Genomic DNA, 13785 nt, shown 5'->3' on the forward strand with positions numbered 1-13785 from the left:
AGGAACCGTCCGCGCTTATTCCTGGCATTCGTGGTCAACCAATCGCTCGCGTGTTGATATGCTCGGGAAGTCGCCGTCGTCAGAACGGCGCTTTCCCCCCAATACAACATGGAGCGAGTCACCATGAAGACATCCCGTCGCACGTTTCTGATCACCAGCGTGGGCGTTGCATCGACGTTCGCGCTCGGCTCACGCGCCGCTTTCGCCGAAGCGCCGAAGGTCGAAGAAAGCGATCCCACCGCTCAGGCGCTCGGCTACAAGCTCGACGCAAGCAAGGTCGACAAGGCCAAATTCCCGAAATACGCGGCTGGCCAGGACTGCGGCAACTGCCAGTTCTATCAAGGCAAGGCCGAAGATCCATTCGCGCCGTGCCCGATGTTCGCGAACAAGCTCGTCGCATCGAAGGGATGGTGCAGCGCGTACGCGAAGAAGGCGTAACGCGGTAAAAACCGTATCCATCCAAGCGCGCCCGGCTGCAAAGCCCGGCGCGCTTTTTCTTGTGCGACTTCTTTCGCTTTTGTTCATTGCTTGATAACCCAACGCGCGGTCTTTACACTCGCCTAGGCTAAAAAAGCCTCCCGCTTCGTTTTCTCTCGCTTCAAGGGCGGCGGCGCGGCACACCGGATCATCGGACGCGCGAGTCCGGCGGCACATCCAACGACAAAGGGGTACGCATGGCAGGCAGACCATTGAACGCGCGCGCTGTAGTGGCCGCCGTGATAGGCAACGCGCTGGAGTGGTACGACTTCACCGTTTTCGGCTTCATGACCGTCGTGATCGCGCGGCTGTTTTTCCCCAGCGAAAGCGATTACTCGTCGATTCTCCTGACCACCGCGACCTTCGGCGTCGCGTTCGTGATGCGGCCTGTCGGCGGCATCGTGCTCGGGCTGTATGCCGACCGCGCCGGGCGCAAGGCCGCGCTGATGCTCGTCATCGCGATGATGACGCTCGGCATCCTGCTGCTCGCGATTGCGCCGCCGTACTCCGCGATCGGCATCGGCGCGCCGCTCATTATCGTTGCCGCGCGGCTCATTCAGGGCTTCTCGGCGGGCGGCGAGTTCGGCAGTTCGACCGCGCTTCTGATCGAAGCCGCGCCGTTCTCCAAGCGCGGCTTCTACGGCAGCTTCCAGATGGCGAGCCAGGCGGCGGCGCTGCTGCTCGGCGCCGTCGTCGGCGCGGCGATTTCGCGCGGGATGTCGCCGCAGGCGCTCGAGTCGTGGGGCTGGCGCGTGCCGTTCATTCTCGGGCTCGTGATCGGACCGGTCGGTCTCTACATCCGGCGCAACATGTCGGACACGGAAGCCTTCCTGCACGCGCGAAAGACGGCGCAACGCGCGACGCTCGGCGAAGTGTTCCGCGGGCATAGCCGCGAGATTCTGTGCGGGCTCGGCTCCGTCGTCGCGCTGACGGTCACGGTCTACGTGCTGATCGCCTATTTGCCGACGTTCGCCGTGAAGCAACTGAAGCTGCCGTTCGGGCAGTCGTTCACGGCGTTGATCGTCGGGAATCTGCTGCTGACCGTGCTGTGCCCGGTGGCGGGCGCGTGGTCCGATCGCATCGGCCGCAAGGGGCTGACGCTGTGGTCGCTGCTGATTACACTTGTTCTGATCTATCCGCTCTTCGCGTGGCTCGCGGCGGAGCCGAGCGTGATGCGGCTCGTCATCGTGCAGAGCGTGTTGTCGATTACGCTCTCCGGCTACTACGGCCCGTTTGGCGCGCTGCTCGCGGAGCTGTTCCCGGCGCACGTGCGATCGACCGGCTTGTCGCTCGCGTATAACATCGCGGTGATGATCTTTGGCGGCTTCGGGCAGTTTATCGTGACGTGGCTGATCCGCGTCACCGAATCGCAGCTCGCGCCGACCTTCTATGTGATGGGCGGACTCGTGATTTCGCTGGTCTCCGTCGCATGCATTCCCGCCGCGCGTCACGCCGACGTCGACGAATCGCGCAGCGTTACTCGCCAGGCAGCATCGAAATGAAAGTGATTGAAAGCAGCAAGTTCACTGCCGGGCGCGCGTGGGGCGCGCTCGATATCTGCGTGATGAACGGCACCTCGTGCCGTCTGCACTGGACCGATGCGCCATACAAATGGCACGTCAACGACGGCGAGGAAATCTTTGCCGTGATGGACGGCGTGGTGCGGATGCACGTACGCGATGCGGACGGCGAGCGCACCGTCACGCTCCATGCCGGCGATATCTTGCACGCCCAGGCCGGCGACGAGCACTACGCCGAGCCCGTCGGCGCGGCGCGCATTCTGGTGATCGAGAAAGAAGGAAGCGTTTAGGCGCTCAGCGTTGCAGGCCGGCTGCCACGAGCAGTTCGGCCAGCGCTTCGGTCATGCCGCCTTCGTTTGCTTCGGCGCGTTCCTTCAGTTGCTTGACGAGCTTTTCGTCGAGCTTGCATGCGAAGGGCACGAGGCCCTTTGCCTGATCGAGCTTGCGCTGCTCGCGCCGATCCATCTTCGGCGCGTTCGCGTCGCCGATGGCCGCGCGGCCGCCTTGCTTCAGTTCGTTGGCGAGCTTGAACGCCTTGGTCTGTTCCAGTTGAAATTTGTTCACGCGATGCTCCGATGCGGCAGTTTTGAATGTGCCGTATTGTACGTGGCCGCGCGCTCACGCCTGAGCGGCTTCGGCCAGCGCGTCGATGCGCGCGCGCATCCGCTTCCAGTGCGAGCCTTCCCAGAACACGCGATGACACACATCGCACGTGACAAAGCGCGTATGGCGCTGGCGCACGCCGTCGGGCACGCGATGGTCGATTTCGTCGGCAGCGGCGGGGCGCAGCGGCGCGTTGCACATCAGGCATAAGCGAAACGCGCGCAGATGCGGCGCCAGGTCGAGCCGTTCCGCGACTTCGCGCCATTGCTCGTCCGGTTGCAGCGCGCGCACATAGCAGCCGCGCAGCACGGCGCGACGCTTCAGCAACTCGCGATCGCGTGTCAGCACGATGCGCGATTCCTCCTGCGCGAGACGCTCGATTGCGTCGTCGGCGAAGTTGTTGTCGAAACGCGTATCGAAGCCGCCGAGCCGCAGCAGTTGCGCGAGGCCGCCGAGATGGGCATCCGCGATGAAGCGAAGATCCGCTGCCTTCATCGGCGCGCGCAGTAGCAGCGAGCCGTCGGCCATGCCGGGCGGCGCGCGATGCGGCGGATAAACCTCGATGAGATCGCCGGGCTGAATCTGCGCGTCGAAGCCGGTGGGGTGGCCGTTGCGCAGAATCAGATCGACTTCCGTGTGCGGCACGCCGAGCGCTTCGATCATGTGTTTGGTCGACGATGTCGGCGGACAGGCGCATTCGAACGTGCGCCCCCTCTGCGACCGGGCGACGAAATCGTTCAATTCGTGATGGAAATGAAAGCGCGCCGTGACCATGCAGCAGTATCGCATTGGCCGCCGCTGCGTGCTTCGGGGCGATGTGCTCTACTGGCGTGCGATGTTGCACGGATCATCGAACTCATAGCGGAGCACAGGCATGGATATCGGTTTTATCGGATTGGGAGAAATGGGCGGCGCGATGGCGAGCAACGCGCTGAAAGCGGGGCATTCGGTGCGCGTGTGGAACCGCTCGCGCGACAAGACGCGGTCGCTCGCGGATCAGGGCGCGTCCGTGGTCGATACGCCCGAGCAGGCCTTCGCCGGCGACGCAGCGTTTTCCATGCTCGCCGACGACCACGCGCTGCGCTCGGTGCTCATCGACGGCGGCTTGCTCAAGCATGCGCCCAAGGGGCTCGTGCACGTCAACATGGCGACGATCTCGGCGGCGCTGGCAGTCGAACTGACGGAACTTCACGCGCAGCATGGCGTCGCGTATGTCGCCGCGCCGGTGCTCGGCCGGCCGGATGTCGCCGCGGCGGGCAAGCTCAACATTCTCGCGGCGGGCGCGGATGCGGACATCGACCGCGTGCAGCCCGTGCTCGATGCGCTCGGGCAGAAGACGTGGCGCGTCGGTCAGCAGCCGCAGCACGCGAACGTGCTCAAGCTCGCGGCGAATTTCATGCTGGCCTCGGCGATCGAGACGGTCGGCGAAGCGGCGGCGCTCGTGACCGGGCACGGCATCGAGGCGCAGGCGTTTCTCGACGTCATCACCAATTCCTTGTTTCCGGGGCCGGTCTATGCGGGCTACGGCAAGATGATTGCGGAGCGCCGCTACGAGCCCGCGCTGTTCAAGGCGCGGCTCGGGCTAAAGGACGTGCGCCTCGCGATCGCCGCCGGCGATGCGGTCAACGTGCCGCTGCCGGTCGCGAGCGTGGTGCGCGACAACCTCGTCGACGCCCTCGCGCACGGCGACGGCGAGAAGGACTTCGCGGTGCTCGGACAGGTCGCGGCGCGGCGCGCGGGCCGATAAACAACACTCACGCTGGCCGGGGAGGGGCACACGGCATAATCCCTCCCTTTCTTTTCTTTCCCTGCCGCGATGAAGTTGCAAGTCTGGTGGCCGTTCGTCGCCTCCGCATTCGTCATATTCGCCATTCCCGGTCCCAGCCTGCTGCTCATGATGACGCACGCCGCGCGCTACGGCATGCGCCGCTGCGTCGCGACGATGGCCGGATCGCTCTGCGCGCTCGTCATCATGCTGTCCGGATCGGCGGCGGGGCTGCACGTCCTGCTCGATGCATGGCCGCGCGTCTTCGATGCGTTGCGCATCGCCGGCGGCGCCTATCTCGTCTGGCTGGGCGTCAGAAGCTGGCGGGCGAAGGCCGGCCCCGTCGAGGCGCGCGATCAGCGCGGCGTTGCCCAGGCGCCCGTGGTCAAGTCCGCGACGCTCTTTCGCAATGGCTTTCTCGTCGCCAGCAGCAATCCGAAAGCGATCGTCTTCGCCGCCGCGATACTGCCGCAATTCATCGATGCCGGTCAGCCGATACTCCCGCAGTTCGCCGTCATGTTGCCGACGTTCGCGGTCATCGTGGTCGGCTGGTACGCGGTGTATGCGGGCCTCGGCGCGCGCATCGGCGAGAAGCTGAGAAGCGAGGGCGTCGCGCGGGCGTTCAACCGGTTGACGGGCGGCGTATTCGTCGGCTTCGGCGCAATGATGGCGCTGCTGCGGCACTGATATTCCGGACCGCTAACGTCTGCACAAACGGGAGCACAGTTTGCTTTGATTTGCCACGCTTCATTCGCTTGCGAACAAACAGCTTGGGCTGCCCGGGCGATAGTAGCGGTCGAGGAGCACAGCGAGAAAGCAACTGTCGCGCGGCAGAACGCAGCGACACGTTGCATGGGATGAAGCCCGGCGCGCGAGTCGACACGCGAGCCGGCTGAAATCGACAGGAGACGCCCATGCATCCAGACAGACGAAGCGTCGTGCTTGCCGCGCTTCGTTGCGGCGTGGTGATCACGTTGTCATTCGCGATCGCCGCGCGCGCCGACGATACCCCGACTCTGTGCGATGCCCTGAAGCGCATCGTGGCCGCATCGCCGATATTTTCGTCGCTGACGGCGATCGACGGCCGTCCGGTAGCGCTGTCCTACGGCGACGACGCGCAGTGCGCGGCATCGCCGGCGAATTACCGATGCACGTGGACGCCGCACGGCGGCTCCGGTGCCGACGCGCTGCAAAGCGTGGCCGCCGACATCGCCGCTTGCCTGCCCGACGCCACCCACGACGAGAATTCACACGCGCGGCAGCACTTCACGATCGGGCCGCGCGGATCGCGCACCGACATCGCGGCGTCGCAGGCGGGCGCGAACACACTCAAGCTCGAAATCTACGCAACCCGGTGAGGCGGTCATGACGAAGCGCATCTTGATAGCCGATGACGACGATGACGCGTTGACCGGTCTCGCGCATCTGCTGAACGGCATGGGACACGAAGTCGCGCTGGCGGCCAACGGCGCGCAGGCGGTGAAAGTGGCGGCTCAGTTCGCGCCGGAAGTGGTGATTCTCGATCTGGGCATGCCCATCGTCGATGGCCTCGCCGCCGCGCGGGCGTTGCGCGACACGCCAAATGGCGCGGCGATGCTGCTGGTCGCGCTAACGGGTTGGGGACAGCCGCAGCATCGCGAGATGACGCAGGAGGCGGGCTTCGACATCCACCTCGTCAAGCCGATTTCCGGTGATCAATTGCAGTTCATCCTGTCGATGACGCAGCCATGAAACCCGAAAATGTTGCGATGCATCAAATTTCTTGGTATAGTCGTTCTTGTCTCCTCCATGTCTCCACTGATATGGATTCAGCCCGCCCACTTAGGCGGGCTTTTTTTCGCCTGTCCCACGCATGCTGCGGTGCATGAAAAAAGCCGACGCAGAGGTCGGCTTTCTGGTTCAGGACAGCGGCGGAATCAGCTTTGAAGGCCCGCGCGTTCGTCCGCGCCGATGGCCAGGTTCATACACTGGATGGCCGCGCCCGATGCGCCCTTGCCCAGGTTGTCCAGCCGCGCGACGGTGACGAAACGCTCGTCGTTACCGAACACGAAGATATCGACGCGGTTCGTGTCGTTGCAGGCCTGAACATCGAAGAAGCCGTTGTCCAGATTGCTTTCCGCGTCGAACGGCATCACCCGGATGAACGGCTCGTTCGCGTAGTACTCGGCGAGCATGGCGCGCACGTCTTGCGGCTTGGCCGGGCGCGCGAGCTGGTCGGGCGAGAAATAGGTCGTGACGGCCAGACCCTTCAGGAACGGCCCGACGATGGGCGTGAAAATCGGCGCACGCGCGAGGCCGCTGCGCACCGACATCTCCGGCAAGTGCTTGTGCGTCAGGCCGAGCGCGTACGGGCGCGGGCTCATCAGGCGTGCGTCGCCGCCCGCTTCGTATTCGGCGATCATCTTCTTGCCGCCGCCGCTGTAACCGGTAATGGAATACGCGTGCGCGGCAAAGTCCGCCGGCACGAGCCCGCCTGCGACTAGCGGCTGCATCGACAACACGAACGCCGACGCGTGGCAGCCCGGCACCGCAATGCGCTTCGCCGTGCGCAGGCGCTCGCGCTGCGCGCGCGACAGTTCGGGCAGGCCGTAGGCCCAGTTGTCATCGGTTCGGAAGGCGGTGCTTGCGTCGATCACGCAGGTTCTGTCGTTGCCCGGCTCGACGAGCGAAACCGATTCGCGCGACGCCACGTCCGGCAGGCACAGGAACGTCACGTCCGACGCGTTGATGAGCCGGCCCCGCTCGGCGACGTCCTTCCGCTTCGCCTCGTCGATGCGCAACACTTCGATGTCACGGCGCTGCGACAGATATTCGAAAATTTTCAGGCCGGTGGTGCCTTCCTGTCCGTCGACAAATACTTTCGTGGTCATCTCGATCTCGCTGGTTCGGGCGACGACGCACGCGCGCCTGCCGCAAAAGCGCCATTCTAAGTCGTTTCCGAGACTGGTTGATGTCGCGGCGCGCAGCAAACGCGATGCGCCCGCGTAACGCCGCGCGGCTTACCGGCCGGTCCAGCGCGCCGTGACGGCGGCGATGCGCGCGCCGAACGCTTTCGCCGTTTCCAGATCGCCAACGGGCGGCGCTTCTTCAGGCGATGCATCGGCGGGGGATTGCGCGAGCAGCCCGGTGAAGCCGCCGACGAAGTTCAGGTCGTTGCGCGTCGCGGCCTTGGTGTTCGACGGCATCATGCCGGTGCCGGCCCAGATCATCCCGTGTTGCATCGCGAGCGTGACGAGATAGGAGATCGTCGAGAACTTGTCGCCGTTCATAGTCGCCGAGTTGGTAAAGCCGGCCGCGATCTTGTCCTTCCACTTTTGCGCGAACCACGGTTTCGAACTCGCGTCGGCAAACTTCTTGAAGTCGGCGGACGGCCCGCCCATGTAGGTCGGCGCGCCGAAGATGATGGCGTCGGCGGCGTCGAGTTCGGCCCAGGCGGCGTCGTCGATTTCGCCGACAGGCAGCAGTTTCGCGTTCGCGCCGGCGTCGTTTGCACCCGTGAGCACGGCTTCGGCGACTTTCTTCGTGTGACCGTAACCGCTGTGATAAACGATGATGATGTTCGACATGTTTCCCTCTTGCCTGCCGGTCCGCGATAACGGCGCGGCGCGCCGGACGCGAATGGCCCGATGCCCGCGGCCAGTCTAGCAAGAAGAAATTCGCGGCTACTGGGGCGAACGCACGCAGGACGCGAAATAATCGCGACGGGCCTATCGCTTGAGGGTGAAGGTGATTTGCGCGCTGGCGATGGCCATCGTGCGGATTTCGTGCTCGAACATGAGTGCGGGCGTACCCTGCCGCAGCCGCATTTCGTTGCCATTGAGCGCATACACCGTCAAGACATAGCGATGCTCCTTGCCGGGTGGCGGGCACGGGCCGCCATAACCTTCGGTGTCCCAGTCGTTGCGCGCTTCGACCGCGCCGAGCTTGCGCAGCGCCCCGGACGCGCTCGCATTGGCCGGCAAACGCGTGACGTTCGCGGGAATGCCGGCGACGGCCCAGTGCCACCAGCCGCGCCCGGGCGCATCGGGGTCGAAGATGGTTATCGCAAAACCACGGGTCTGCGCCGGCGCGCCGCGCCATGCAATCTGCGGAGAGCGATTGCCGCCCTTACAGTCCGACTCGTTGAAAAGCAATTCCCGGCCGACGGGTTTGCCCGGCACGAGATCCGTGCTCGAAACGGTGAACGCCGGCTCTGCCGCCACGACGCGTGTGGAGGACAGAATCGCCAGCAAACTGATTGCACTCGAAGCAACTACGGCAGCATTTCTCCAACGCATGATCCGGCATGCGACGCGCATGGCTGACTCCAAGCAGAGGCTTTCGCGCGTATAGCAGCGTTTCGCCGACTGCAACGATGTTTTTTGTCTCAGTGATGCGCTTCATACGGAGATGCAGTTTAACATTGCAACAAAGCATTAAAAGGTTGATCCTTGGGACTCAAACTATAGCGCAAATTCAGTGGCGTTCTGTATGGCGCTTCTGAAGGCGGTCACCACACCAGACTCTGTTGGCCAAAATATGAGCTATTTGACATTGTTTCGCGTGGCAGTCAATGAACCGAATTTGGGGAAGAATAAATGAGCCAGCGAATACAGGTCATCATCGCAGACGACCACCCGGTGATTTTGTTCGGCGCCACTCAGGCACTCAGCAAATTTCCGGAAGTGGATGTCGTCGGGCAGGCGCGCCAGTCGACCGAACTCGTCCAGCTGCTCCAGAAAACGCATTGCGACGTTCTGGTCACGGACCTCGCCATGCCCGGCGGGTCTTACGGCGACGGCATGCCGCTGCTCGGCTACATCGGCCGCCAGTTCCCGAAGGTGCGGCTCGTCGTGCTGACGATGCTTGAAAATCCGGCCTTGCTCAAACGTTTGCGCGAGGTCGGCGTCATGTCGATCATCAACAAGGCCGACGACATGAACCACATCGGCTGGGCTATCCAGCACGTCATGCGGGGGCAGGAGTATCTCGGGCCATCGGTGAAGGCGGCGCTCGAAAGCATGGGCATCGGCGCGAGCGGGCAGCAGCGCGGCGTCATCCTGTCCAAGCGCGAACTTGAAGTGGTGCGCCTCTTCGTGTCCGGCATGACGATTACTGAAATTGCGGGCCAGTTGCGGCGCAGTATCAAGACCATCAGCACGCAAAAGAACACGGCGATGCGCAAACTCGGCATCGAGCGGGATTCCGAGTTGTTTCAGTATGCGCAGAGTAACGGGTTAATGAATCTCTCCGCGTATTCAGGCGACGGCTCGCTTGAAGATTCACCGTTGCCCAACCCAAACCCGCTATAGCAGTTAATTGGCGCGGGAATAAGAAAAGCCGCTGACTGAAATCAGCGGCTTTTCTTTTTTATGCATTAAAAACAGCAAATGGTTTATTGCGGCGCTGCGGTGGCGCCGCCGTGCGCGGCGGACCATTCTGCCGGCGCGTGCAGGAATTTCTCGACTTCATCGAGCGTCCTGGTTTCGAAGTAGCCCTGCTCCTTCGCGACGCGCAGCACGTCCCACCAGGTCGCGAGCGCGTGCAGATCGACGTCGATGTCTTTCAGCACGGACACGCTTTCCTTGAAAATGTTGTAGTGGAAAAGCACGAAGCAGTCATTCACCGTCGCGCCGGCCGTACGGAGCGCGTTGATGAAGTTGATCTTGCTGCGGCTGTCGGTGGTCAGGTCTTCGACGAGCAGCACGCGCTGGCCTTCGGTCAGCAGGCCTTCGATCTGCGCGTTGCGGCCGAAGCCCTTCGGCTTTTTGCGCACGTATTGCATCGGCACCATCAGGCGATCGGCGATCCACGCGGCGAACGGAATGCCGGCGGTCTCGCCACCCGCGACGGCATCGATCTGTTCGTAGCCGACATCGCGCAGGATCGTGGCTTCCGCCATTTCCATCAGGCCGCGGCGCACGCGCGGATACGAGATCAGCTTGCGGCAGTCGATATAAACCGGGCTCGCCCAGCCGGACGTGAAGATGAACGGTTTTTCCGCGTTGAAATGAACCGCCTGCACTTCGAGCAGCATCTTGGCGGTGGTGTCGGAGATCGTCTGGCGATCAAAGCCTGTCATGGGCGAATCCTTGGACTGATATGACGCTTCGAGAAGCGAGAAGGCGGCGCGAGGCCCGGGCGTATGGGCGGGACGCGAAACGAGCCGTCTTTCGAAGGACTGTTCCACTTGTCCCTGCGCGCGTGTCGACGGGACTTTCGACGCCCTGAAGCGCCGGTGTCCCATGCACGGCTAACCGGCGATTTTACCCGAGGCCGCGCGCCTCTTGTCACCGATGTTAACCGCTCGGTCAAACGCCGCATTATTCGCCACTTGCCCGCGGCTCCACGCGCGCCACACGCGGCGATTCGCGCGACGCTTCAACGCAGCCACGACATCCATTGCAATGCTGCTTCGCGTCATTGCAAGGGCGCGGTGTACACTGAACGTCCAAAAAAATCGAGCCTTCGTCCGCCCGCTTCACCCCCGCGGGACGCGACGCCGTGTCTATCCGACGCGCCGGGCGACTGAAAAACAAGGGTCCATTGATTCACACCCCCACTCATTGTTCGAGCGGTCGCAGGCTGTGAACCCTGTTCGAATAAATTTCCAAACGTCTCAGGATAATCAGGTCAATCATGGACGAACAACTGAAGCAAAGCGCTCTCGCGTACCACCAGAATCCCCGTCCCGGCAAGATTTCGGTCACGCCGACCAAACCGCTGTCGAATCAGCTCGACTTGTCGCTCGCGTATTCGCCGGGCGTCGCGGCCGCTTGCATGGCCATCTTCGATGAGCCGCTCGACGCGCAAAAGTACACGTCGCGTGCCAACCTCGTCGGCGTGGTGACGAATGGCACGGCCGTGCTGGGTCTCGGCAACATCGGCCCGCTCGCGGCCAAGCCGGTGATGGAAGGCAAGGGGTGTCTGTTCAAGAAGTTCGCGGGCATCGACGTGTTCGATATCGAACTGGACGAAACGGACCCGGACAAGCTCGTCGACGCGATCGCGATGCTCGAGCCGACGCTCGGCGGTATCAATCTGGAAGACATCAAGGCGCCGGAGTGCTTCTACATCGAAAAGAAGCTGCGCGAGCGCATGAAGATTCCGGTCTTCCATGACGATCAGCACGGCACGGCGATCATCGCTTCGGCGGCGATTCTCAACGGCCTGAAAGTGGTCGGCAAGAAGCTGGACGAAGTGAAGCTCGTGTGCTCGGGCGCGGGTGCGGCGGCGATCGCGTGTCTGGATCTGCTCGTGCATCTGGGCCTGAAGAAGTCGAATACGCTCGTCACCGATTCCAAGGGCGTAATCTACGAAGGCCGCGGCAGTCTCGATGCTTCGAAGGAGCGCTATCAGGCGAGCACCGACGCGCGCACGCTCGGCGATGCGATGCACGGCTGCGACGTGTTCCTCGGTTGTTCGAGCGCCGGCGTGCTGAAGCCGGAAATGGTCGCGACGATGGCCGACAAGCCGCTGATTCTCGCGCTGGCAAATCCGGAGCCGGAAATCCGTCCGGAGGAAGCGAAGAAGGTGCGGCCGGACTGCATCATCGCGACGGGCCGTTCGGACTATCCGAACCAGGTCAACAACGTGCTGTGCTTCCCGTTCATCTTCCGCGGCGCGCTGGATGTCGGCGCGACGACGATCACCGAAGAGATGAAGCTCGCGTGCGTGCGCGCGATCGCGGAACTGGCGGAAGAAACCGATCAGGGCGATGAAGTCGCGAAAGCCTACGAAGGCCATTCACTCGAATTCGGTCCCGAGTATCTGATTCCGAAGCCGTTCGATCCGCGTCTCATCATCAAGATTGCGCCGGCTGTCGCGCAGGCTGCGATGGATTCGGGCGTCGCGACGCGTCCGATTCAGGACATGGACGCGTATCGCGAGACGCTCGGGGCGACGGTGTATCGCACGGGCATGGTGATGCGCCCGGTGTTCGCGGCGGCGAAGGCGGCGCCTGCGCGCATCGCGTTTGCGGAAGGCGAGGACGAGCGCGTGCTGCGTGCCGCGCAATTCGTGCTGCTGGAGAAGATCGCGAAGCCGATCATCATCGGCCGTCCGGCGGTGGTCGAGATGCGTTTGCAGAAGATGGGCTCGAAGCTGAGGCCGGGCGTCGATTTCGAGGTCGTGAATCCGGAAGACGATCCGCGTTATCAGAAGAGCTGGCAGGCGTATCACGAGATCGCCGCGCGCGAGGGCGTGACGCCGGAAAGCGCGAAGGCCGCGCTGCGCAAGTTCAACACGCTGATCGGCGCGATCCTGATCCATACCGGCGATGCCGACGGCATGATCTGCGGGCTCATCGATACGTATCAGGATCACCTGAAGTTCGTTGAGCAGGTACTGGGCAAGGCGGAAGGCGCGAACAATTTTGCGGCGATGAATCTGCTGATGCTGCAAGGCCGGAACCTCTTCATCAGCGATACCTACGTCAACGAGACGCCGACGCCCGAACAACTCGCCGACATGACGATTCTCGCGGCGCGCGAGATCGAGCGATTCGGCATTCAGCCGAAGGTGGCGCTGGTGTCGAACTCGAACTTCGGCAGCGTGCCGAGCGCATCGAGCAAGCGCATGGCCGAAGCGCGCAAGCTGCTGGCGCAGCGTGCGCCGGATCTCGAGGTCGATGGCGAAATGCACGGCGATGCGGCGCTGTCGGAGAGCGTGCGCAAGGCGTCGTTCCCGGGGACGACGCTGCACGGCGAGGCGAATCTGCTGATCATGCCGAACGTCGAGGCGGCGAACATCACGTACAACCTGCTCAAGATGGTGAGCGGGGAAGGCGTGACGGTTGGGCCGTTCCTGTTGGGTGCTGCCAAGCCGGTGCATATTCTGACGCCTGCGGCGACGGTGCGGCGGATCATCAATATGACGGCGGTGGCGAGCGCCAATGCGAGCGTCGCGAAGTAAGCGTTAGCGAACTGCGTTAAGGACGGCGATCCGGGGAACCGGGTCGCCGTTTTTTTTCGCCGAGTCGATACGCGGTTGTGGGCGGCAGACGTTGAGTAGCCGGGCCGGTTGCGAAGCCGCTGGCGCTCTATCGTGTCTGGTGAAGGTCCATTGCTTCGGCTGTGCTGAAATACGGGTCCCGAAACTTCGGACGCCGTGGCATGGAAATCATCGTTGAAACTTTCCGCGCATTCGGCGAAGCCTCGGCTGCGGCGATCCGCGTGCGTCCGCTGGCGGGACAAGGCTTCAGCACCGCGTTGCGCGTCGAATGCAGTCGAAGCATGCGGCAGCAATATCCGGTCGGCACGCTCTTTAGACTGGCGGTCAAGCCAATCGAACGTGGCACGCCGTTGCTGTATGCACACCACGCAGCGCCCTTTGAGCGAGTGACGCGCGACGAAGCACAGCGCTCCATCGCTGAGAAATATCGAAGGACCGATGCGACCATGCTTTGACGCGGACACCAAAGAAAAGGCGGTCCGTGCGGAC

The 13785-nt window shown here is 63.2% G+C and carries 17 protein-coding genes; 10 read left to right on the forward strand and 7 right to left on the reverse strand.

All coding sequences use genetic code 11. The annotated features are described in order from the left end of the window. The first annotated feature begins 123 nt into the window (after positions 1-123). The 3 genes from LDZ21_RS01055 to LDZ21_RS01065 all read left to right on the forward strand — a co-directional run bounded on the left by LDZ21_RS01055 (position 124) and on the right by LDZ21_RS01065 (position 2287). On the forward strand, positions 124-438 hold the full coding sequence (locus tag LDZ21_RS01055) for a high-potential iron-sulfur protein (protein ID WP_035962344.1): 315 nt from the start codon (positions 124-126) through the stop codon (positions 436-438). Between the two features lie 236 nt (positions 439-674). Further along, positions 675-1979 (forward strand): MFS transporter, encoded by a 1305-nt coding sequence (locus LDZ21_RS01060; RefSeq protein WP_035962352.1) that lies wholly within the window; start codon positions 675-677, stop codon positions 1977-1979. Then, complete coding sequence (locus tag LDZ21_RS01065; RefSeq protein ID WP_244793861.1) at positions 1976-2287, forward strand: cupin domain-containing protein; 312 nt, start codon at positions 1976-1978, stop codon at positions 2285-2287. The genes LDZ21_RS01060 and LDZ21_RS01065 overlap by 4 nt, the downstream gene beginning before the upstream one ends. A gap of 4 nt (positions 2288-2291) precedes the next feature. Here the strand turns inward: LDZ21_RS01065 and LDZ21_RS01070 are convergent, their stop codons facing one another. Together LDZ21_RS01070 and LDZ21_RS01075 are read right to left on the reverse strand one after the other, a co-directional pair. Next, on the reverse strand, positions 2292-2561 hold the full coding sequence (locus LDZ21_RS01070) for a hypothetical protein (protein WP_035962355.1): 270 nt from the start codon (positions 2559-2561) through the stop codon (positions 2292-2294). A gap of 54 nt (positions 2562-2615) precedes the next feature. After that, the gene (locus LDZ21_RS01075; RefSeq protein ID WP_035962357.1) at positions 2616-3374 is read right to left on the reverse strand and encodes a Mut7-C RNAse domain-containing protein; all 759 of its coding nucleotides are present in this window, start codon (positions 3372-3374) and stop codon (positions 2616-2618) included. 100 nt (positions 3375-3474) lie between these two features. Here LDZ21_RS01075 and LDZ21_RS01080 point away from each other — a divergent pair, with 100 nt between their 5' ends. From LDZ21_RS01080 to LDZ21_RS01095, 4 genes are all read left to right on the forward strand, one after another. Next, entirely contained in the window at positions 3475-4347 is an 873-nt protein-coding gene (locus LDZ21_RS01080; protein WP_244793862.1) for an NAD(P)-dependent oxidoreductase, read from the forward strand. 69 nt (positions 4348-4416) lie between these two features. Beyond that, positions 4417-5052, forward strand: a complete 636-nt coding sequence (locus tag LDZ21_RS01085; protein WP_244793863.1) for a LysE family translocator — start codon at positions 4417-4419, stop codon at positions 5050-5052. 227 nt (positions 5053-5279) lie between these two features. After that, positions 5280-5723 carry a hypothetical protein gene (locus LDZ21_RS01090; RefSeq protein ID WP_244793864.1) on the forward strand — a complete coding sequence of 148 codons (444 nt, stop codon included), beginning with the start codon at positions 5280-5282 and terminating at the stop codon, positions 5721-5723. A 7-nt stretch (positions 5724-5730) separates the two neighbouring features. Next, positions 5731-6096: a response regulator gene (locus LDZ21_RS01095; RefSeq protein WP_035962361.1), complete on the forward strand. Its 366-nt coding sequence runs from the start codon at positions 5731-5733 to the stop codon at positions 6094-6096. A 185-nt stretch (positions 6097-6281) separates the two neighbouring features. Here the strand turns inward: LDZ21_RS01095 and argC are convergent, their stop codons facing one another. The 4 genes from argC to LDZ21_RS01115 form a co-directional block, all read right to left on the reverse strand. Next, on the reverse strand, positions 6282-7235 hold the full coding sequence (gene argC / locus LDZ21_RS01100) for an N-acetyl-gamma-glutamyl-phosphate reductase (protein ID WP_244793865.1): 954 nt from the start codon (positions 7233-7235) through the stop codon (positions 6282-6284). Positions 7236-7364: 129 nt separating this feature from the next. Continuing rightward, positions 7365-7931, reverse strand: a complete 567-nt coding sequence (locus tag LDZ21_RS01105; protein ID WP_244793866.1) for a flavodoxin family protein — start codon at positions 7929-7931, stop codon at positions 7365-7367. A gap of 141 nt (positions 7932-8072) precedes the next feature. Next, positions 8073-8663, reverse strand: a complete 591-nt coding sequence (locus LDZ21_RS01110; RefSeq protein ID WP_244793867.1) for a YbhB/YbcL family Raf kinase inhibitor-like protein — start codon at positions 8661-8663, stop codon at positions 8073-8075. Between the two features lie 225 nt (positions 8664-8888). Next, positions 8889-9092, reverse strand: a complete 204-nt coding sequence (locus LDZ21_RS01115; RefSeq protein WP_244794866.1) for a hypothetical protein — start codon at positions 9090-9092, stop codon at positions 8889-8891. Between LDZ21_RS01115 and LDZ21_RS01120 the strand changes: the two genes are divergently transcribed. Further along, positions 8991-9656 (forward strand): response regulator, encoded by a 666-nt coding sequence (locus tag LDZ21_RS01120; protein ID WP_244794738.1) that lies wholly within the window; start codon positions 8991-8993, stop codon positions 9654-9656. The two genes, LDZ21_RS01115 and LDZ21_RS01120, sit on opposite strands and share 102 nt — an antisense overlap. 83 nt (positions 9657-9739) lie before the next feature. On the opposite strand, the gene LDZ21_RS01125 is transcribed toward LDZ21_RS01120, so the two are convergent. Then, a complete protein-coding gene (locus tag LDZ21_RS01125; protein ID WP_035962448.1) occupies positions 9740-10426 on the reverse strand; it encodes an orotate phosphoribosyltransferase in 687 nt (228 codons plus the stop codon). Positions 10427-10983: 557 nt separating this feature from the next. Between LDZ21_RS01125 and LDZ21_RS01130 the strand changes: the two genes are divergently transcribed. Then, on the forward strand, positions 10984-13257 hold the full coding sequence (locus LDZ21_RS01130) for an NADP-dependent malic enzyme (RefSeq protein ID WP_035962367.1): 2274 nt from the start codon (positions 10984-10986) through the stop codon (positions 13255-13257). A gap of 200 nt (positions 13258-13457) precedes the next feature. Next, complete coding sequence (locus tag LDZ21_RS01135) at positions 13458-13751, forward strand: hypothetical protein (RefSeq protein ID WP_244793868.1); 294 nt, start codon at positions 13458-13460, stop codon at positions 13749-13751. Positions 13752-13785: the final 34 nt, after the last annotated feature.

The sequence above is a fragment of the Caballeronia grimmiae genome (genome assembly GCF_022879615.1).
In the GTDB taxonomy this organism is placed as follows: Bacteria; Pseudomonadota; Gammaproteobacteria; order Burkholderiales; family Burkholderiaceae; genus Caballeronia; species Caballeronia grimmiae.

Bases quoted from the DNA above. Each gene is read 5' to 3' on its own strand.
- LDZ21_RS01055 (WP_035962344.1), top strand. From the start codon at position 124: ATGAAGACATCCCGTCGCACGTTTCTGATCACCAGCGTGGGCGTTGCA.
- LDZ21_RS01060 (WP_035962352.1), top strand. From the start codon at position 675: ATGGCAGGCAGACCATTGAACGCGCGCGCTGTAGTGGCCGCCGTGATA.
- LDZ21_RS01065 (WP_244793861.1), top strand. From the start codon at position 1,976: ATGAAAGTGATTGAAAGCAGCAAGTTCACTGCCGGGCGCGCGTGGGGC.
- LDZ21_RS01075 (WP_035962357.1), bottom strand. From the start codon at position 3,374: ATGGTCACGGCGCGCTTTCATTTCCATCACGAATTGAACGATTTCGTC.
- LDZ21_RS01080 (WP_244793862.1), top strand. From the start codon at position 3,475: ATGGATATCGGTTTTATCGGATTGGGAGAAATGGGCGGCGCGATGGCG.
- LDZ21_RS01085 (WP_244793863.1), top strand. From the start codon at position 4,417: ATGAAGTTGCAAGTCTGGTGGCCGTTCGTCGCCTCCGCATTCGTCATA.
- LDZ21_RS01090 (WP_244793864.1), top strand. From the start codon at position 5,280: ATGCATCCAGACAGACGAAGCGTCGTGCTTGCCGCGCTTCGTTGCGGC.
- LDZ21_RS01095 (WP_035962361.1), top strand. From the start codon at position 5,731: ATGACGAAGCGCATCTTGATAGCCGATGACGACGATGACGCGTTGACC.
- argC (WP_244793865.1), bottom strand. From the start codon at position 7,235: ATGACCACGAAAGTATTTGTCGACGGACAGGAAGGCACCACCGGCCTG.
- LDZ21_RS01105 (WP_244793866.1), bottom strand. From the start codon at position 7,931: ATGTCGAACATCATCATCGTTTATCACAGCGGTTACGGTCACACGAAG.
- LDZ21_RS01110 (WP_244793867.1), bottom strand. From the start codon at position 8,663: ATGCGCGTCGCATGCCGGATCATGCGTTGGAGAAATGCTGCCGTAGTT.
- LDZ21_RS01115 (WP_244794866.1), bottom strand. From the start codon at position 9,092: ATGCGTTTTCTGGAGCAGCTGGACGAGTTCGGTCGACTGGCGCGCCTG.
- LDZ21_RS01125 (WP_035962448.1), bottom strand. From the start codon at position 10,426: ATGACAGGCTTTGATCGCCAGACGATCTCCGACACCACCGCCAAGATG.
- LDZ21_RS01130 (WP_035962367.1), top strand. From the start codon at position 10,984: ATGGACGAACAACTGAAGCAAAGCGCTCTCGCGTACCACCAGAATCCC.
- LDZ21_RS01135 (WP_244793868.1), top strand. From the start codon at position 13,458: ATGGAAATCATCGTTGAAACTTTCCGCGCATTCGGCGAAGCCTCGGCT.